This window comes from Streptomyces sp. NPDC104581, assembly GCF_055583685.1.
Genome location: NZ_JBVJNN010000016.1, coordinates 88,917 through 108,242, shown reverse-complemented (window position 1 = coordinate 108,242; position 19,326 = coordinate 88,917). Strand labels below are relative to the sequence as shown.

The window sequence follows — 19,326 nt, the reverse complement described above, 5'->3', positions numbered from 1 at the left end:
TACGACGACGGACACGACGACCCAACCGGCGGCCGGCACCGCGGGGCCGCCCGTCGCCGGGCCCCGTGAGCTGATCCTGCTCGCCAACGCCACCGACGTCCTCGGCGGAGTCACCGCCTGGACCCATCAGATGGCCCGTCTCTTCGGCGCCCACGGCCACCGCGTCCAGGTCGTCGGCATCCACGAGGCGGAGCTGAAGCTCGCTCTGCCCGGGCCGCCCGACTACCCGGTGACCGCGCTCTACCCCGCCCACCCGCCCACCCCCTGGCGCCCGCGCACCCCGCTCGGCCACTTCGACCTGCTCGCCCGCCGCCGTGAGGCGTCCAGGGTCGCGGGCAAGCGGCGCGCCGTCGCCCGGCTCTCGGAGATCTTCCGGGCGGCCGGGCCCGGCGCGCTGGTGATCGTCACCCAGGTCTGGCCGATGGAGTGGGTCCTGGAGGCCGACACCACGGGGCTGCGGCTGATCGGGATGAGCCACGAGTCGTACGAGTACAGCAAGCGGTGCCACCGCTTCCGCTGGATCAAGAACAGCTATCCGCACGTCGACCGCTGGCTCACCCTCACCCAGGAGGACGCCGACGCCTGGATCGCCGAGGGCTTCGACAACGTCGGCGCGATGCCCAACGCGCTGCACTCGCTGCCCGAACAGCCATCCCCGCGCACCGGCAGGAACGTCGCCAGTATCGGCAGGCTGGACGACCAGAAGGGCATCGACCTGCTCCTGGAGAGCTGGGCCTCGGTGACCGGGGCCCGGCCCGGCTGGCGGCTGCGGATCCACGGCGCCGGCCAGGACGAGACGGCGCTCAAGGAGCGGTGCACGGCGCTCGGGCTGGACGGGTCGGTCGACTGGATGGGCCGTACCGACGACGTGGCGGGCGCGCTGGCCGAGTGCTCGGTCTTCGTCCAGTCCTCGCGCGGTGAGGGCTTCCCGCTGGCGCTCATGGAGGCCATGGCGAGCGGGGTGCCGTGCGCGGCGTTCGACTGCGCGCCGGGCGTCCGGGAGATCGTCAGGGACGGCGAGGACGGGCTGCTGGCCCCGCCGGGCGACACGGACGCGCTGGCCGACCGCCTGCTGCGGCTGACGGGCAACCCCCGGCTGCGGGACACCCTGGGGGAGCGGGCACGGGTGAACGTCCAGCGGTACTCCCAGGACGAGATCCTCCGCCGCTGGCACGAACTGTTCGCGCTGCTGGACCGCTAGGTCGTGTCTTCGAAGTCCCGCCTGGCCCGCGACGCCCGGCGCGGCGCCTCGCCGCGTTGTCGTAAGCCGGCCGGGTACGCCCCGTACGAGCCCGCTCCTCCGCCTTGCGGTGCACCGCGCCGGCCGCCGCGGGCCCCGCCCTGCGGGCGGACGGCGCTACTTCGGAGAAAGGCCCCTGGCCCGGTCCATCGGGTCACCGGCCGGGCCGTGTCCGTGCCCCGGCCGGTGACCGGTGCTCAGCGGCCCGCGTCCGACATGTTCCGGCCGTGCCGCTGCTGTGGCAGCAGCGGTGAGGGCGCCGGTGTGCGGTCCTCCAGGGGCACCGGCTCCGGCAGGCCCGTCGTCTCGCCGAGGAACACCCGGCGCACCACCCGCTCCGCCGCCAGCCCGTCGTCGTACGGACAGAACCTCGCCCGGAAGGCCGCCCGGAGCTGGGCCGAGCGCGAGCCGCGCCAGTGGTCGGTGACGAAGATGTCGATCAGGTCGTCCTCGTCGCGCGCCACCGCGCCCGGCGGGAAGGCCCGGACGTCGAAGTACGTGCCGCGGGCCGCCTCGTACGCCTCCCAGTCGTCGATATGGATGACGACGGGCCGGTCCAGATTGACGTAGTCGAACATCAGCGACGAGTAGTCGGTGACGAGCGCGTCGGCGGCCAGGCACAGCGACTCGACCCGGTGGTGGCCCGAGACGTCGATGATGCGCGGGTGCGGGGTGTGCGGCAGCGGCGCCTCGTACGTGTGGTGGGCGCGGGTCAGCACCACGAAGCGCGGGCCGAGCGCCTGGGCGAGCCGCTCCAGGTCCAGCGGGACGTACGGGGTGCGCCGGTAGTCGCGCTGCGTGGGCGCGTACAGGACGGCCGTGAAGCCCTCGGGGATGCCGAGCGACTCCCGCAGCCGTGCGACATCGGCCGAAGTGGCGTGCTGGAACACGTCGTTGCGGGGATAGCCGTATTCCAGTGCGGTGTGCCCGGCCGGATACGCCTTCTCCCAGACGAGGGTGGAGTGACGGTTCGCCGAGAGGGAGAAGTCCCACTGGTCGACGCCCGTCAGGAGCCGGTCGAACTCGGTGCGGCGGGCGGCGGCCGGATGGTCCTGGAGGTCGAGGCCCATGGACTTGAGGGGGGTGCCGTGGTGGGTCTGGAGCAGGATCTGCTGCGGTCGCTTGACCAGGCGCCGGTCGAAGTTGACGTTGTTGACCAGGTACTTGTCACGGGCGAGCGCCGTCCAGTAGCCGAAGCTGCCGGGGCGCAGCCGGCGGGTGCCGGTGGGCACGGTGTGGTGGTACTCGGGGCGGCCGATCCACGACGTGTCGATGTGCGGGGCGAGTTCGCGCACCTTCTCCTCGATGGCCGCCGGGTTGCAGGCGTAACCCCGGCCGTCGTACGCGGCGAAGACCGCCCTGTTCTCCCGGACCGGCAGGCACCGCTGGGTCCGGTAGTGCAGATGCAGCGCCCCGGCGCGTACGGCCCGGCCCAGGGCCGTGGCGGCCTGCCGGGCGCCCATCTGCACGCGCTGCGCCGTCCACAGGGCGCGGTACGTGCGGTGCGCGCCGAACCGCAGCAGGGTGTGGCGCAGCCGGGCCCGCAGCAGCGGCGCGGAGCCGGGGGTGCGGTGGCGGCGGTGGTGGGCGCGGGCCCGGCGGAAGAACTCGGGGCGGCTGCGGCGCGGCAGCCGCCCCCGTACGGCCACGAGTTTGGAGAAGTGGTCGAGCATCCGCCGGAACAGCACGGGGCGCCAGTCGTCCAGGGCGGGCCGTGAGTCGATGAACGCGAAGACACGGTCGTACTGCTCGAAGATGTCGAAGTGCTTGCGGCTGGTGGTGGAGAGGATGTTGCCCTGGCGCCGCTGCCGGTAGTGCACGCAGACGCGGTCGAGCGTCGCGATCGACTCGGCGGCCATCAGCGCGGGGAAGGTCCAGGGGGTGTCCTCGTAGTAGCCGGGCGGGAAGGTGAAGCCCTGCCGGTCGATGTACTCGCGGCGGTAGGCCTTGTTCCAGACGACCATCAGCACCCTCAGCAGCTCCGGGCGGTCGACGAGCCGGAAGGGCGCGGGACCGCTCTCGTCGAGCAGGCCGGAGAGGATGTTGCGGACCACCTCGCCCGACCAGTACGTACGGGCGTAGTCGTAGACGAGGACGTCGGGGCCGTCCGTCTCCTTGAGCCGGTCGGCGATCGTCTGGAGCGCGCCGGGGGTCAGCGTGTCGTCGCCGTCGAGGAAGATCAGGTAGTCGCCGGTGGCTCGGGCGATGCCGGCGTTGCGGGCGGGGCCGAGGCCCTCGTTCTCCGGGAGGTGCACGGCGACGACACGCGGGTCGGTGGCGGCGACTTCGTCGATGATCGTCCCGCAGGCGTCGGGTGATCCGTCGTCCACGGCGATGAGTTCGAAGTCCTCGTACGTCTGGCCGAGCACCGATTGCAGACACTCCTGCAAGTACGCCTGGACCTTGTACGCGGGGACGATGATGCTGAACCGGGCCATGGCTCGGGAACGGCCGATGGAGTGACCTGGTTACGCCAGACGTGGCATACGGGGGACAAATACACCGGGCGGACCGGTAGTTGAACCGGCCCGCCCCTTTTGGCGTACTTCTCCCTCGAACGGGTGCCCGATGGGGCCCTACTTGACCGCCCCCGCCATGACGCCGCTGACGAACTGCCGCTGGAACATGAAGAACACGGCCAGCGGGATGATCATCGACAGGAAGGCGCCGGGCGCCAGCACGTCGATGTTGTTGCCGAACTGCCGTACCTGCTGCTGGAGGGCGACCGTGATCGGCGGGGACTCGGAGTCCGCGAAGATCAGGGCCACCAGCATGTCGTTCCAGACCCAGAGGAACTGGAAGATGCCGAGCGAGGCGATCGCCGGACCGCCGAGCGGCATCACGACACGGGCGAACAGCCGGATCTCGCCCGCGCCGTCGAGCCGTGCGGCCTCCAGGAGTTCACGCGGGATCTGCGCGAAGAAGTTCCTCAGCAGGAAGATCGCGAAGGGCAGGCCGAAGGCGACGTGGAACATCACCACGCCGAAGGTCGTCTCGAAGATCCCGATCTCGCCGAAGAGTTCGGAGACGGGGATGAGCGCGACCTGGACAGGGACCACCAGCAGACCCACGACCAGCATGAACCACCAGTCACGGCCCGGGAAGTCCATCCACGCGAAGGCGTAACCGGCGAGCGCGCCGATCACCACGACCAGCACGGTCGAGGGGACCGTGATCATCACCGTGGACCAGAGGGAGTTGGTGATGATGTCGTTGGACAGCAGCTCCGAGTAGTTCTCGGTGGTGAGCTGCGCCGGCTTGGTGAAGACCTCCCACCAGCCGCTCGCCGCGATGTCCGACGAGCCGCGCAGCGAGGAGATCAGCAGACCGATCGTCGGCATCATCCAGAACAGGGCGACCAGGATCAGGAAGACCTGGACGACCCCGCTGCCCGCCTTCGCCGCCACCCGGGCCGGCAGGGACGCCTTCGGCTTGGCCGTCGTGTCGGCGGGCAGCGACCGCTCCGCCTTGACCGCAGTGTCAGTCGTCGTCATCGGCGGTTCTCCTTCTGCATCCGGCGAATGTTGAAGAGCATCACCGGGATCACGAGCAGCAGGAGGAATACGGCGATCGCGCTGCCCACGCCGACGTTGGCGTCCGTGCCGAACGACGAGCGGTACAGCTGGAGCGCCAGCACGTTCGCGTCGTCCTGGGAGGAGCCTGGCGCGATGATCAGTACCAGGTCGAAGATCTTCAGCACATTGATCATCAGGGTGACCATCACGACGGCCAGGACCGGAGCGAGCAGCGGCACGGTGATCCGGCGGAACACCTGCCACTCGTTCGCGCCGTCGACCCGTGCGGCCTCCAGGAGTTCACGCGGCATGCTCGCCAGACCGGCACCGATCAGCACCATCGCGAAGCCCGCCCACATCCACAGATAGCTGCCGATGATCGCGGGGGTGACGAGGTTCGGGCCGAGCCAGTCCACGCCGTTGTACGGCTCCCTGAAGTTGCTCTCGGGGAGCTGGAGCAGGGCTCCGTCGGCCGACGCCGGCAGGGTGAACGTACCGTCGGAGGCGGCGCTGGCGGAGGCCACGACCTTGCCGTCCTTGACCGCCTCGATCTTGAGGCCGGGCAGGCCGAGTTCCTCGGAGTCGACGACGTTGGGCTTGCCGCCGCCGCCCTTGGTGAAGTCCAGCCAGGCCGTACCGGTGATCTCGCCGCCGCCGCTCTCCGCGGCCTTGGCCGGCTCGGCGTCAGACGGCATCTTGCCCGGGGGCACGCCTACCAGCGGAAGGAGCACCGGAGTGCCCGCCGCGACCGGTGTCTTGGTGACGAACGAGCCCTTGGCCTCGCCCGCCTTCAGCGGATGCACCGGCAGCGGGCGGGCCTTCGGATAACCGGCCGACTCGTTGAAGGTGTCGTGCACGCCCACGGCGACGGCGTTGGCGATGCCGCGCTCCGGGGCCTGCTCGTACACCAGCCGGAAGATGATGCCCGACGCGAGCATGGAGATCGCCATCGGCATGAAGACGATCAGCTTGAACGCCGTTCCCCAGCGCACCCGTTCGGTGAGTACGGCGAAGATCAGACCGAGTGCGGTGGCGACCGTCGGGGCCACGATCACCCAGATCAAGTTGTTCTTGATCGCGGTCCGGATGGTGTCCTCGGTGAATATCTCCACATAGTTGTCGAAGCCGGCGAAGGCGTCGCCGGACTGGTCGAAGAACGACCTGTAGACGGAGAACCCGATCGGGTAGACCACGAGCGCGCCCAGCAGGACCAGCGCGGGAAGCAGGAACGCCACCGCGAAGCCTTTACGTGTGCCTGTCACGCTCTTGCGCTTCCCCTTGGCAGGGGGCGGGGGCGCCGGCACCGAAGTGCCGGTGCCCCCTGTTGTCGCCGACGTCACCGCGTCAGCTCTTGAATGCCTTGGCGGCGTCCGACTCCAGCTGCTGCTGGGCGCCCTTGACGTCCTTCGGGTTCTTCAGGAAGTCCTGGAGGGCCTTCCACTCGCCCTTGCCGGGCGTACCGCCGAACGACTGCGGCATCTGGTCCGACATGTCGAAGCGGAAGTCGTCACCGGCGTCGATGAGCGCCTTGGCGATGTCACGCTGCACGTCGTTCGGGTACGCCTTGCCGTCCAGGCCCTTGTTCGGCGAGATGAAGCCGCCGAGCTTCGCCTGGATCTCCGCGGCGTCCGTGGAGGCCAGGAAGGTCAGCAGCGCCTGCGCGCCCTTGCTGTCCGTGAGTGCCACGGCCGCGTCACCACCGGTCACCACCGGGGAGTCGCTGCCCACGGCCGGGAAGGGGAAGACCTTCGCGTCCGTACCGACCTTGGCGCCTGCCTCGGTGACGTTCACACCGGCGAAGTCCGCGGCGAAGACCATGCCGGCCTTCGGGGCGTCACCACCGGTGAACGTCTGGGTGACGGAGGCGGGGAACTCGGTCTGGAGCGCGCCGTTCGCACCGCCGGCCACCAGGGCGGGCTTGCCCCACAGCTCGGCGAGCGTCGTCAGCGCGGTGGCCACCGACGGGTCGGTCCACTTGATCTCGTGCTTGGCCAGCTGGTCGTACTTCTCCGGACCGGCCTGCGACAGGTAGACGTTCTCGAACCAGTCGGTGAGCGTCCAGCCGTCGGCGCCGCCGACGGAGACCGGGGTGACACCCGACGCCGAGATCGTCTCGGCGGTCGTCAGGAGCTCCTTCCAGGTCTTCGGCTCGGTCGCGCCCGCGTTCTCGAAGGCCGTGTTGTTGTACCAGACCAGCGACTTGTTGGCGGCCTTGTAGTACACGCCGTACTGCTCGCCGTCGACGGCGCCGAGGTCCTGCCAGCCCTTGCCGTAGTTCTTCGCCAGCTGCGCCTTCGCCTCGGCGCCCACGGGCTTCGCCCACTTCTTCTCGACGGCCTGGGTGATGGCGCCGACCTGCGGGAGCATCGCGATGTCGGGCGGGCTGCCACCGGCGATCTTCGTTCCGAGGAAGTTCACGATCGGGTCCTGCGCGGGCACGAACGTGACCGTGGCCCCGGTGCGCTTCTCGAACTCGTCGAGGACCTTGGTGAAGTTCTCCTGCTCGGCGCCGGTCCAGACAGCGGCGACCTCGATCTTCTCGCCGTCCAGCTTGGGCAGTTCGACCGTGGCGGCGGGCTTCTTGCTCTCCGCTCCGTCGTCACCCTTGTCATCGGAGTCGCCGCCGCAGCCGCTGAGTACCACGGCGCCGACGACCGCGGCCGCCACCGCCGCTCTCTGTGTACCCCGTGCCGCTGAGCGTGCTCCAAAAGCCTTGCGGCCGTTAAGAGTTGTACGCATGACTGCCCCGTCTCTCCCGTGCGCGTGCGGATCTTGACGCATGTTTACGCATGCGGACCGGCGCCCCGAGCGAGCCGACGACGCCGTCCTTGTCCCGTGCGGTAAGTCCTACGCGCCGTGACCGCAGGCCGCAATACTGTCCTGGGCTTCAATTCGAAGATCGTGATGGGCTCGTGACGTCGTTTACGGACGTAGGGGTAATTTCAGAGATGTGAAGACACGGCGAGGCGCCGAGGTCTGGACCAAAAAGCGCTCCGACCTCAGGATGTCCGCTTTCGGTCACCCGCCCGCCGACCGGCGGACACCCCGGCGAACACCCGGTCGACAGGGCCCGTCAGACCGGCCCCAGCGGTCCCACGGGCACCGCCGACACCGAACGGGCCGCCCGTTCCAGGGCACTTGCGAGCAGCGCCAGATCCGTCGGTCCGTTGCCCAGCTCCCGCACCGGCCGGCGGGCCGGCGGATCGCCCATCCGCTCCCACTCCAGGGGGACGACCGTCGGCCGCAGCGTCGCCGTACGCGGAATCCGCCCGGTCACCCGGCCGCCCTGGAACGGCGTCACCCGGCCGTCCGGATGTCCCAGCCTGCCGCGCCCCGGCAGCGGATCCTCCGGGCCCGGCGCCACCGGTGGTGTGTCCAGCACCACCCGCAGCCGGGTCCGGCCCGCCAGCTCCGTCTCCGAGGTCCGGTCGGGGCGGGCGGACGTCGCGACCAGATGGACGCCCAGACGCTCCCCGTCGCGCGCCACCGCCTCCAGCGCCCGGACGACCGACCCTGCCGCCGGCCGGCCCGGACTGCCCAGCGCCGGCGCGACCAGGGCGTCGTAGTCGTCGACCAGGACTATGAGCCTCGGCAGCACGGGGCCTGGGCCGGGCTCCCCGCGCGTACGGGAAGCGGTCTGCCGCAGCCTGAGAGTGCCACCGTCCGCCCCGCCGCCCCCCGCGCCGGGCTGCTGTTCGGGCTCGCCGGGCCGCCCGGCCGGCGCGCCCTGGCCCGGGGGCCGCGCACCGCCCTGCCGCTCCGCGCGCTCACGCGGCGCACCCCGCTGCTCGGCCGGGCTCGGCGCGCGCTGGCCCACCATCCGCTCGGCCACCTCGCGCCGGTTGTGCCACTCGGCGAAGTCCAGCCGCCCCAGCACCTCGGCACGCCGCTTCAGCTCCGCACCCAGCGCCCGTGCGAACTCCCGCATCCGGACCGGGTCCGACGCCACCAGGTGCTCGGTCACGTGCGGCAGCTCCGTACAGGCCAGGAGCCCCTCGCCGCGCTCACCGCCCGCCCCGTCCACCAGGAGCAGCCCCAGCCTGTCCGGGCGGACGCCGGCCGCCAGGGATGCCGCGACCGCCCTCAGCAGTTCCGTACGGCCGCTGCCCGCGGGCCCCTCGATCAGCAGATGCGGGCCCTCCTCCACCAGATCGACCGTCACCGGGCCGTGCGGCCCGGTGCCCAGAACCGTGGTGCTCCCCGCCGCCGACGCCCAGCGCGCCATCAGGGACGCGGGAGTCGCCCGCGCGAGCCCCAGCTCGTCCAGCAGCCGCGCCGTACGGGGCAGGACGGCCGCCTGTCTGCGCCGCCCCGCGGCGGCCGGACCGCCCGCCTCCGTACGGAGAGGGGCCAGCGCCCGGCCGAAACGGTCGGCCCACGCCGGGGACACCGCGTCCACCGTCGCCACCGTGCCGGATCCGGCGGGCTGGCCCACCGCCGTACGCAGCAGCCGCAGCGCCGTCGCCACGTCACCGCTGAGCAGGGCCACCGCCCCGCACTCCCGGAAGGCGGTCGATGCCGCGCACGCCGTCTCGTAGGTCGCCGCCAGCGGTGAGTCGGGCGAGGCCGCGGGGGTCTCGGCCAGACAGATCACATGGACTCCGGCCACCGAGCCCGCGCCGGCCAGCCGCGCCGCGGTCTCGCGCAGCGCCGCCGAGCCGGGATCGCCGTCCACCACCACGAGCGTGGACGTGCCCTCGAACCGGTCGGCCGCCTCCGCGACGGACCCGCTGCCGGCCGACGCCCACGCCGCGCCGAGCGGCCCCTCGTCCAGCCGTCGTGCCAGCTCGCCCAGCCGGGCGGCGGCCTGGTCCCGGTCGTAGGCCAGGAGCAGCCGGCAGTCCTGCCCGTGGGCCGGCCGGGCGTGCGGCAGCCAGCCGAGCCAGCCCCACTCCCGCTTGCGCTGCTCCACGCTCCTGCCGCGGTCGGCGCTGATCAGGACGATCTCCAGATCGGCGGGGGAGTGCAGGGCTGCCAGCTGCGCGACGGCCGACCTGGCCAGACCGGTCAGCCGCTCGCGCGGGCCGGCGAGACCGAGCGAACCGGCTTCGCGCAGGCTCACCGTCACCGGTACCGAGGGCAGCGGACCGGACCCGTCCGGGTCCGGCCGCTCCGTCGTGCCCAGCCGCAGGACCAGCGACTCGGGGTGGCCGGGGCCGCGCTCCCACAGACGGGGGCCGGGGCCCAGCGCCGTCATCAGTACGGAGGCGGGGTCGGGCCAGGTCTCGTCGGGCCGTGCGCGGCCGGTGGGGCGCGCGCCGGTGCCGCCGGCCGCCGGGGCGCCGTCGTCGCCGGGGAACTCCTCGTCGCGCGTGCCCGCCAGCCGCCGGGCCCAGGCCCCTATGCCGCCCCGCCGCCTGCCCGGCCCCTCGGGCGGCTCCGTGCCGCGCGTGGGCGTGCCCTGCCGCCGGGAGCCGGGCGCACGGCTGTGCCCCTGCGGGGCTTCGTCGGCCACGCCGTGGGCGTCGTCGCTGTCGGCGCGGTCGTGCGCCGGGCGCCCCGCGCCGGGCGACGGCGCGTACAGGGCGTCGCCGTATCTGGTGTCGGCCTCGGAGCGGGGAGTACGCGGGTCGGGCACGCGGGGCGTGACGGCCGGTCCACCGGGACCGCCCTGGCCACCCCGCCCGTAGGCGTGGACCGTACGCCCGCCGGGGGCGCTGCCCGCTCCGTACGCCCCCGTCTCCGGGCCAGACCGGGGCGCGCCGGTGTACGCCCCCGGCGCCGTCCCGGATCCCGTCCCCCGTCCCGCCCTGCCGGGGCCCGCGTTCGCACCCGCGCCTTCGCTCCCGGCGCCCGGTCCGCCGTCGCCGCCCGCGCCGTCCCGGACCCCGGGGGTGACCCGCAGATGCCCCTCGCCGTCCGGTGCGACCGCGAGCGCCGGCATCCGGCCGCCGGGGGTGAGCCGCAGCGCGGACTCGCCCAGCCGCAGCAGGGCGCCCGCCGGGAGCGGGACCGCGCGGGACCCGATCCGGACGCCGTCGAGGACCGTGCCGTTCGTGGAATGCAGGTCCGCCACCGAGACATGACCGTCATCGGCCACGGTCACCGAGCAGTGCAGCCGCGAGACGTCCGGATCGTCGAGCGGTACGTCGGCGTCCGCCGAGCGGCCGATCCTGACCTGACCGCCGTGGAGCAGATGGACCCCGCCCGCGTCCGGCCCCGCGACGACGTGGAGCTGCGCCGGGACGTCGGCGGTGGGCGCCTCGTCGTCACCGGGGACCTGGAGCGAGAGCACGGCGCCGTCCACCAGGGGCGGCTCGCCCAGGATGCGGCGCTGCGCGTCCAGCCGCTCCCGCCCCGCGTACAGCACGACGGCGCCCGAGACATCGGGTCCGGCGACGGCCGTGGCCAGCGCGGAGGCGACGGTGGCGAGCGCCGTCCCCGCCGGGGCGGTGACGAGCACGTCGCACGCGCGCCCCGCGGGATGGCCGCTGCGCGGCGCGAGGACGGTCAGCCGGATCTGCATCGCCGTCAGCGGTCCCTTCTGCGCGGGGTGCCCGGCAGGGGTGCTGCCCTGTGTGAATCCCCCCACCCGGCACCGACACATCGTCCGGTACAGGTCGGCACGGACGGTGAGCGAACGACCCCACACATCGAGTGCTGGGTGGCATCTTCGCACCTGCCACCGACAACTCGCCCACGGACCGGGGGTAAGTGATCTTGAATGGTCGGCTGTGCGTGCAAAAGTGCATGGTTGGGAACCGGTTGGGATCATCCGTGGGCCGCGCGGGTACACCTGATGCGCAACCATCGGCAGGAGGCTCGCGTCTTCCTCTCGAACATGACCGCGACCGGAACCCACCCGCGGCCTTTAAAGTGGGTCGGACACCCGGGTGGGCCCGGGGCCATGCAAGGACCACCAGCAGCAGGGAGCGCATGACGTGCGGCCGGTAGGCAGCAAGTACCTCCTGGAGGAGCCCATCGGGCGCGGCGCCACGGGCACCGTCTGGCGCGCCCGTCAGCGGGAGACCGCCGGCGCCGAGGCGGCCGTGGCCGGGCAGCCCGGTGAGACCGTCGCGATCAAGGTCCTCAAGGAGGAGCTGGCGAACGACGCGGACGTGGTGATGCGCTTCCTCCGGGAGCGCTCCGTCCTGCTCCGGCTGACCCACGCCAACATCGTGCGGACCCGGGACCTGGTCGTCGAGGGTGATCTCCTGGCCCTCGTCATGGACCTGGTCCAGGGCCCGGACCTCCACCACTACCTGCGGCAGAACGGCCCCTTCAGCCCGGTCGCCGCCTCGCTGCTCACGGCCCAGATCGCCGACGCGCTGGCCGCGAGCCACGCCGACGGCGTCGTGCACCGCGACCTGAAGCCCGCCAACGTCCTGCTGAAGGACGACGGCGACCAGCTGCATCCGATGCTGACCGACTTCGGCATCGCCCGGCTCGCCGACTCCCCGGGGCTGACCCGGACGCACGAGTTCGTGGGCACGCCCGCGTACGTCGCGCCGGAGTCCGCCGAGGGCCGCCCGCAGACCTCCGCGGTCGACATCTACGGCGCGGGCATCCTGCTGTACGAGCTGGTCACCGGCCGTCCGCCGTTCGCGGGCGGTTCGGCGCTCGAAGTGCTCCACCGGCACCTCAGCGAGGAGCCCCGGCGCCCCTCCACCGTCCCCGATCCGCTGTGGACGGTCATCGAGCGCTGCCTCCGTAAGGAGCCCGACGAGCGGCCGAGCGCGGTCAATCTCGCCCGCGCCCTGCGCACCGTCGCCTCCGGTATCGGTGTGCACTCGACATCCGCCCAGGTCAACGCGGCGATGGGCGTGGCGGCCCTGCTGGCGCCCGACCCGTCGCCCACGACGGTGCCCGGCGAGCCCGGCGCCGCCGACCCGACCCAGGTGCTGCCGAGCAACGCGGGATCGTACGACCCCGCCGCCGCGACCAGCGTTCTGCCGACGAACCCCCCGAACGCGCCCGGCGCCTCCGACCCCACGTCGGTCATGCCGGTCGGACCCGGCGGACCGGGCGCTCCCGGCGCCGGAACCGGCCCCGAGGACCCGCACCCCTGGCAGAACCAGCTCAGGGCGGCGCGCGACCGCAACGAACAGACCCAGGTCCAGTACCTGGACCCGAGCCAGGACCCGCTCAGGCGCCGGCCCCAGCGGCCCCAGGGCCAGGGCGGCCAGCGCCAGGGCCCGCCGCCCCAGCAGCACCAGCCGCAGCGCGCCCCGCAGCCGTACCCGCCCCAGCAGTCCCGCCCGCCCCAGCGGCAGCGCCCCGCGCCGCCTCCGCAGCAGCAACAGCGGTACTCCCCGCCCCAGCGGCTGGCGCCCCAGCCGCCCGCTCCGCGCCAGCCCCGTCAGCGCAGCGCCAACCCGATGCGCATCCCCGGTCTCGGCTGCCTCAAGGGCTGCCTGTTCACGCTGGTCCTGCTCTTCGTGGCCGGCTGGCTCGTCTGGGAACTGACGCCGCTCCAGGACTGGATCGGCGAGGGCAAGAGCTACTGGAACGCGATCACCGACACCGTCGACACGGTGTCGGGCTGGGTCAAGGACCTCGGCGGTTCGGACGCCGGGTCCGGCGGTTCGGACTCCGGCTCCAACTGACACCACCGACGCCGGCGGCCGGTACCGGTGGTGGCTCCCACCGGTACCGGAGCCGTTCCGGCGCTTCTGTCGCTTTGTCGATACCCGCGGGACCAATTCCCCCGCAGAAGTGAACGTTGACGCGGTACCGGGCACTCAACACCCCGATACCCGCGTACTTTGATGGGCAAAGCCAGCCGCTGAGGGAGCAGTCTTGGCACGGAATATCGGCAGCCGGTACACCGCCCATCAGATCCTGGGGCGGGGCAGCGCCGGCACGGTGTGGCTCGGCGAGGGCCCCGAGGGCCCCGTCGCGATCAAGCTGCTGCGCGAGGACCTCGCCTCCGACCAGGAACTGGTGGGCCGCTTCGTCCGGGAGCGCACCGCGCTGCTCGGACTCGACCACCCGCGGGTGGTCGCCGTCCGCGACCTCGTCGTGGACGGCAACGACCTGGCACTCGTGATGGAGCTGGTGCGCGGCACCGACCTGCGCACCCGCCTCGACCGCGAGCGCCGGCTCGCACCCGAGGCCGCGGTCGCCGTCGTCGCCGATGTCGCCGACGGCCTCGCCGCCGCGCACGCCGCCGGAGTCGTCCACCGCGACGTCAAGCCGGAGAACATCCTGCTCGACATGGAAGGGTCGATCGGCCCCGGCGGCGCGCACCCGGCGCTGCTCACCGACTTCGGCGTCGCCAAGCTGATCGACACACCCCGCCGTACGAAGGCGACCAGGATCATCGGCACCCCGGACTATCTGGCGCCCGAGATCGTCGAGGGCCTGCCGCCGCGCGCCGCCGTCGACATCTACGCGCTCGCCACGGTCCTGTACGAGCTCCTCGCGGGCTTCACGCCCTTCGGCGGCGGCCACCCCGGAGCCGTCCTGCGCCGCCATGTCACCGAGACCGTCGTGCCGCTGCCCGGTATCCCCGACGAACTGTGGCAGCTCCTCGTCCAGTGCCTGGCCAAGGCCCCGGCCTCCCGGCTGCGCGCCTCCGAGCTGGCCGCGCGCCTGCGCGAGCAGCTTCCGCAGCTCGCCGGCATCCCCTCACTGGAGGTGGACGAGCCCGACGCCGAACCGGCCGAGGAGGAGGGGGCGTACGACGCGGACACCGCGCGGGCCCCGGCCGAGGAGCAGCCGCGGCGCCGGGGCGCCGTCCCGCTCGTTCCGGGAGCGGCGCCGGACTCCAACCGTGACACCCACACGAGCATGCGCGTCCCGGCCCCGGACGAGCTGGCGGGCGGCGCCCGCGGCACGGCCAGGGCGCCGCGCGCGGCCGGCCAGCGCAGGCCGGGTTCGGCCCGGCACAAGGCGGAGGCCGTGCGCAAGCGGCGTATCACGCTGGGCGTGACGGCCGTCCTGCTGGTCGCCGTCCTCGGCGTCGGGGGCTGGCTGGCGACGAGCAGCGAGGGCGCGGAGCCGCCCCCCGCCGGCCCGGCACCGACGGCGTCCCCCGCCCCGTAGGCCCCGCCCGCCGCCGGTCGGGGACGCCGCGCGCCCCGGCAGGTGTTCGAGGACGAACGGTCCCCCGGGGATCGGCGGCGGGGTTCGGGCCGTCAGCCGTTAGGCTGGGTGCGTGGCAGTCGTCGATGTATCCGAAGAGCTGAAGTCCCTCTCCTCGACCATGGGGTCGATCGAGGCCGTCCTCGACCTCGACAAGATGAGGGCCGAGATCGCCGTCCTGGAGGACCAGGCGGCAGCCCCTTCCCTCTGGGACGATCCCGAGGCGGCACAGAAGATCACGAGCAAGCTCTCGCACCTCCAGGCGGAGCTGCGCAAGACGCAGGCGCTCCGGAGCCGGATCGACGACGTCGAGGTGCTCTTCGAGCTCGCCGAGAGCGAGGGCGACGCCGACGCCCGCACCGAGGCCGAGTCCGAGCTCGCCTCGGTGAAGAAGGCCCTCGACGAGATGGAGGTCCGCACCCTCCTGTCCGGTGAGTACGACGAGCGACAGGCGCTCGTCAACATCCGGGCCGAGGCCGGCGGCGTCGACGCGGCGGACTTCGCCGAGCAGCTCCAGCGCATGTACATCCGCTGGGCCGAGCGCCACGACTACCCGACCGAGGTCTACGAGACGTCGTACGCGGAGGAGGCCGGCATCAAGTCGACCACCTTCGTCGTCAAGGCGCCGTACGCCTACGGCACGCTCTCCGTCGAGCAGGGCACCCACCGGCTGGTCCGTATCTCGCCGTTCGACAACCAGGGCCGCCGCCAGACGTCGTTCGCGGGCGTCGAGGTGCTGCCCGTCGTCGAGTCCAGCGACCACGTCGAGATCGACGAGACCGAGCTGCGCGTGGACGTCTACCGCGCGTCGGGCCCCGGCGGTCAGGGCGTCAACACCACGGACTCCGCGGTCCGGATCACGCACATCCCCACCGGCATCGTCGTCTCCTGCCAGAACGAGCGCTCGCAGATCCAGAACAAGGCGAGCGCCATGAACGTCCTCCAGGCGAAGCTGCTCGAACGCCGCCGCCAGGAGGAGCAGGCCAAGATGGACGCCCTCAAGGGTGACGGCGGCAACTCCTGGGGCAACCAGATGCGTTCGTACGTCCTGCATCCGTACCAGATGGTCAAGGACCTCCGTACGGAGTTCGAGGTGGGCAACCCGCAGGGTGTGCTCGACGGCGAGATCGACGGCTTCCTGGAGGCCGGCATCCGCTGGCGCAAGCAGCAGGAACGGTAGGCGTCCCGCGGGGGTTCCGGCCGAGGTCAGAGCCCAACCGGCGACCCCCGCAAGGGACTCGCTTTGTCGACAAGGGAACTGCCGCCGCGGAGGCGGCAGTTCCCGTTTATGTCACAGTTACCCCTCGCTCGCCGGACAACTGGCTCGATAACCGGGCAACGTGCGCGCAACGACCTTGACGCTCATGCGAAAACTCGGAATCGTGACGCGCGGCATGCGTATTTCCGGGGCGCGTGTGATTCGGGGGGCCCGCACGCACGGACCCCCAACCGGCCGGCCCCGGACCGCTGCACCACTCACGATTAGCTACTGGGGGTAGCAAGCACATGACCAAGAAGACGCGGATCCGCGTAGCGCGGATAGCCGCCGGCGCGGTGATCGCAGCTGGTGCTTCGCTGACCGCCGCGGGCGCCGCTTCGGCCGTCGGCATCGATGTCAACGTCGGTGGCCTGAAGGCCTCCGTGGCCGTCGAGGGCGAGGGCGAGGGCAACACCATCGTCGGCGCCACGTCGGGTTCCGACGGCGGCAACACCATCGTCGGCACCACGGAGGGCACCTCCGAGGGGACCAGCGAGGGCACTTCGGAAGGTACGTCCGAGGGCACTTCGGAGGGCACCAGCGAGGGTACGTCGGAGGGCACCTCCGAGGGGACCAGCGAGGGCACTTCGGAAGGTACGTCCGAGGGCACTTCGGAGGGCACGAGCGAGGGTACGTCCGAGGGCACCTCCGAGGGGACCAGCGAGGGCACTTCGGAAGGTACGTCCGAGGGCACCTCGGAGGGCACCAGCGAGGGTACGTCCGAGGGCACCTCGGAAGGCACCAGCGAGGGCACCTCCGAGGGTGCCAGCGAAGGCAGCACCTCCGAAGGCGCCGCCGAGGGCCAGAGCGGTGGCACCGACGAGGGCCAGACCGGTGGCGCGGACGCCGGCGCCACCGCCGGTACCACGGGCGGTACCGACACCGACAACGCCGGTTCGCAGCCGGTCGAGCAGGGCGAGGCCAAGGAGGAGCTGGCGGAGACCGGCGCCGCCGAGACCACCTTCCTGATCATCGGTGCCGCGACCATGATCGCCGGTGGCATCGGCTTCCGGATGCTCCCGCGTCTGGTCGGCAGCCGCGCCACGGCCGCCTGAGCATCCGCCCGGGCGTCCCGTACGCACGGAAGGGCCCGGACACCCCACGGTGTCCGGGCCCTTCCATGTCCTCAGGGACGGCTCAGGCCGTCTGGTGCCCCACCGCCACCAGTGCCACCGCCGCGATCAGCACCACCAGCAGGGTCAGCAGCGCCACCGGGCTCAGGCCGCCGAGCGGGCCCTCCTGCTCCAGACGCTGCCTGTTCGCACGGCAGACATGGCACCGGCCCTCGCTGACCGGTCCCGCGCAGTTGGCGCACACCAGCCGATCAAAGGTCATGCGCTCTCCTCCTCCCGCTCCCGCGGAGCCGCGGTCACTCTCTGCGCCCAACGCTCCGGGAAACGCGACCGTTCCCCGTACCACTGTGCCAGCTCCGGCCGGATTCGGCGCGCCCCGTCGGATTGCGCCCGGTCCGTCCCCGGTGGCGGCCACCCGTCAGCCGTGATAATTCGCCCATGCCCGGACCAACCCCGGCGGCCGACTGCGCGGCCCGTGCCGGTTCGCGTAAGGTCTCGCTCACCTACTCCCGGCCGACGTGGTGCACCCGTGATCCGATTCGACAACGTCTCCAAGACCTATCCGAAGCAGAACCGCCCCGCCCTGCGCGATGTCTCCCTCGACATCGAGAAGGGGGAATTCGTCTTCCTGGTGGGCTCCTCGGGCTCCGGCAAGTCGACCTTCCTGCGGCTCGTCCTCCGTGAGGAGCGCGCCAGCCACGGCATGGTGCACGTCCTCGGCAAGGACCTCGCGCGCCTGTCGAACTGGAAGGTGCCGAGCATGCGCCGCCAACTCGGCACGGTCTTCCAGGACTTCCGCCTGCTGCCGAACAAGACCGTCGCGCAGAACGTCGCCTTCGCGCAGGAGGTCATCGGCAAGTCCCGTGGCGAGACCCGTAAATCCGTCCCCCAGGTCCTCGATCTCGTCGGACTCGGCGGCAAGGAGGACCGGATGCCCGGCGAGCTCTCCGGCGGTGAGCAGCAGCGGGTCGCGATCGCGCGGGCCTTCGTCAACCGCCCCATGCTGCTGATCGCGGACGAGCCGACGGGCAACCTGGACCCGCAGACCTCCGTCGGCATCATGAAGCTGCTGGACCGCATCAACCGCACCGGCACGACTGTCGTGATGGCGACGCACGACCAGAACATCGTCGACCAGATGCGCAAGCGTGTCATCGAGCTCGAAAAGGGCCGTCTCGTGCGAGACCAGGCGCGAGGCGTCTACGGCTACCAGCACTGAGCAACGCGAAGAGCATCGAAAGCTGAAAGGACGCCATGCGCGCCCAGTTCGTCCTGTCGGAGATCGGCGTCGGTCTCCGCCGAAATCTGACGATGACGTTCGCCGTCATCATTTCCGTAGCCCTCTCGCTCGCGCTGTTCGGCGGCGCACTGCTCATGCGCGAGCAGGTCAGCGTGATGAAGGACTTCTGGTACGACAAGGTCAACGTCTCGATCTTCCTGTGCAACAAGGGTGACGCCGAGACCACCGAGAAGTGCGAGAAGGGCCCGGTCACCGCGGATCAGCGGAAGACCATCGAGACGGACCTCGACAAGATGGACATCGTCGACGAGGTCTACCACGAGACGGCCGACGAGGCGTACAAGCACTACCGCGAGCAGTACGGCGAGACGCCCATCGCCGGGATGATCACCCCGGACCAGATGCAGGAGTCGTTCCGCGTCAAGCTCAAGGACCCGGAGAAGTACAAGGTGGTGGCGACCGCCTTCGAGGGCCGGGACGGTGTGCAGTCCGTCGCGGACCAGCGCAACATCCTGGAGAACCTCTTCAATCTGATGCAGGGCATGAACGTCGCCGCGCTCGGGGTGATGGCGCTGATGCTTGTCATCGCCCTGATGCTGATCGTGAACACCGTCCGGGTGTCCGCGTTCAGCAGACGGCGGGAGACCGGCATCATGCGGCTGGTGGGAGCGTCGAGCTTCTACATCCAGATGCCGTTCATCATGGAGGCCGCGTTCGCCGGACTGATCGGCGGCGTCGTCGCCTGTGTACTGCTGCTCGCCGGGCGTTACTTCCTGATCGACGGCGGACTCGCGCTCGCCGACAAGATGCAACTGGTCAACTTCATCGGGTGGGACGCGGTGCTGGCCGTCCTTCCGCTGGTGCTGGTGATCGGCCTGCTGATGCCGGCCGTTGCCGCTTCCGTCGCGTTGCGCAAGTACCTCAAGGTGTGACAATGGCCCCTGGCGTCGTCTCGCCAAGCCGCTCTGCGGCGC

General features: G+C 71.7%; 13 protein-coding genes. 7 read left to right on the top strand and 6 right to left on the bottom strand.

The features are described 5' to 3' along the window. Nucleotides 1-70 precede the first annotated feature (70 nt). Complete coding sequence (locus ACZ61E_RS15820) at nt 71-1,201, top strand: glycosyltransferase (protein WP_469700227.1); 1,131 nt, start codon at nt 71-73, stop codon at nt 1,199-1,201. A 236-nt stretch (nt 1,202-1,437) separates the two neighbouring features. Here ACZ61E_RS15820 and ACZ61E_RS15815 read toward each other — a convergent pair whose 3' ends face one another. From ACZ61E_RS15815 to ACZ61E_RS15795, 5 genes are all read right to left on the bottom strand, one after another. Further along, entirely contained in the window at nt 1,438-3,678 is a 2,241-nt protein-coding gene (locus tag ACZ61E_RS15815) for a bifunctional glycosyltransferase/CDP-glycerol:glycerophosphate glycerophosphotransferase (protein WP_469700192.1), read from the bottom strand. A gap of 138 nt (nt 3,679-3,816) precedes the next feature. Next, nucleotides 3,817-4,734: a carbohydrate ABC transporter permease gene (locus ACZ61E_RS15810; protein WP_469700191.1), complete on the bottom strand. Its 918-nt coding sequence runs from the start codon at nt 4,732-4,734 to the stop codon at nt 3,817-3,819. Continuing rightward, nucleotides 4,731-6,095: a carbohydrate ABC transporter permease gene (locus ACZ61E_RS15805; protein ID WP_469700190.1), complete on the bottom strand. Its 1,365-nt coding sequence runs from the start codon at nt 6,093-6,095 to the stop codon at nt 4,731-4,733. The genes ACZ61E_RS15810 and ACZ61E_RS15805 overlap by 4 nt, the downstream gene beginning before the upstream one ends. Before the next feature lie 4 nt (nt 6,096-6,099). Continuing rightward, on the bottom strand, nt 6,100-7,494 hold the full coding sequence (locus ACZ61E_RS15800) for an ABC transporter substrate-binding protein (RefSeq protein ID WP_469700189.1): 1,395 nt from the start codon (nt 7,492-7,494) through the stop codon (nt 6,100-6,102). A gap of 334 nt (nt 7,495-7,828) precedes the next feature. Continuing rightward, nucleotides 7,829-11,221, bottom strand: coding sequence for an FHA domain-containing protein (locus ACZ61E_RS15795; RefSeq protein WP_469700226.1), 3,393 nt, complete (start codon nt 11,219-11,221; stop codon nt 7,829-7,831). Between the two features lie 415 nt (nt 11,222-11,636). On the opposite strand from ACZ61E_RS15795, the gene ACZ61E_RS15790 reads away from it, so the two are divergent. The 4 genes from ACZ61E_RS15790 to ACZ61E_RS15775 all read left to right on the top strand — a co-directional run bounded on the left by ACZ61E_RS15790 (nt 11,637) and on the right by ACZ61E_RS15775 (nt 17,094). Further along, nucleotides 11,637-13,301: a serine/threonine-protein kinase gene (locus tag ACZ61E_RS15790; RefSeq protein WP_469700188.1), complete on the top strand. Its 1,665-nt coding sequence runs from the start codon at nt 11,637-11,639 to the stop codon at nt 13,299-13,301. 193 nt (nt 13,302-13,494) lie between these two features. Then, complete coding sequence (locus ACZ61E_RS15785) at nt 13,495-14,742, top strand: serine/threonine-protein kinase (RefSeq protein ID WP_469700187.1); 1,248 nt, start codon at nt 13,495-13,497, stop codon at nt 14,740-14,742. 112 nt (nt 14,743-14,854) lie between these two features. Beyond that, a complete protein-coding gene (gene prfB / locus ACZ61E_RS15780; protein ID WP_469700186.1) occupies nt 14,855-15,961 on the top strand; it encodes a peptide chain release factor 2 in 1,107 nt (368 codons plus the stop codon). A gap of 326 nt (nt 15,962-16,287) precedes the next feature. Then, a complete protein-coding gene (locus tag ACZ61E_RS15775; protein ID WP_469700185.1) occupies nt 16,288-17,094 on the top strand; it encodes a hypothetical protein in 807 nt (268 codons plus the stop codon). An 82-nt stretch (nt 17,095-17,176) separates the two neighbouring features. On the opposite strand, the gene ACZ61E_RS15770 is transcribed toward ACZ61E_RS15775, so the two are convergent. Further along, entirely contained in the window at nt 17,177-17,374 is a 198-nt protein-coding gene (locus ACZ61E_RS15770; RefSeq protein WP_078077078.1) for a hypothetical protein, read from the bottom strand. 267 nt (nt 17,375-17,641) lie between these two features. Here ACZ61E_RS15770 and ftsE point away from each other — a divergent pair, with 267 nt between their 5' ends. Together ftsE and ftsX are read left to right on the top strand one after the other, a co-directional pair. Beyond that, complete coding sequence (gene ftsE / locus ACZ61E_RS15765) at nt 17,642-18,331, top strand: cell division ATP-binding protein FtsE (protein ID WP_078077079.1); 690 nt, start codon at nt 17,642-17,644, stop codon at nt 18,329-18,331. Between the two features lie 35 nt (nt 18,332-18,366). Beyond that, a complete protein-coding gene (gene ftsX, locus ACZ61E_RS15760; RefSeq protein ID WP_469700184.1) occupies nt 18,367-19,284 on the top strand; it encodes a permease-like cell division protein FtsX in 918 nt (305 codons plus the stop codon). The last annotated feature ends 42 nt before the right edge of the window (nt 19,285-19,326 follow it).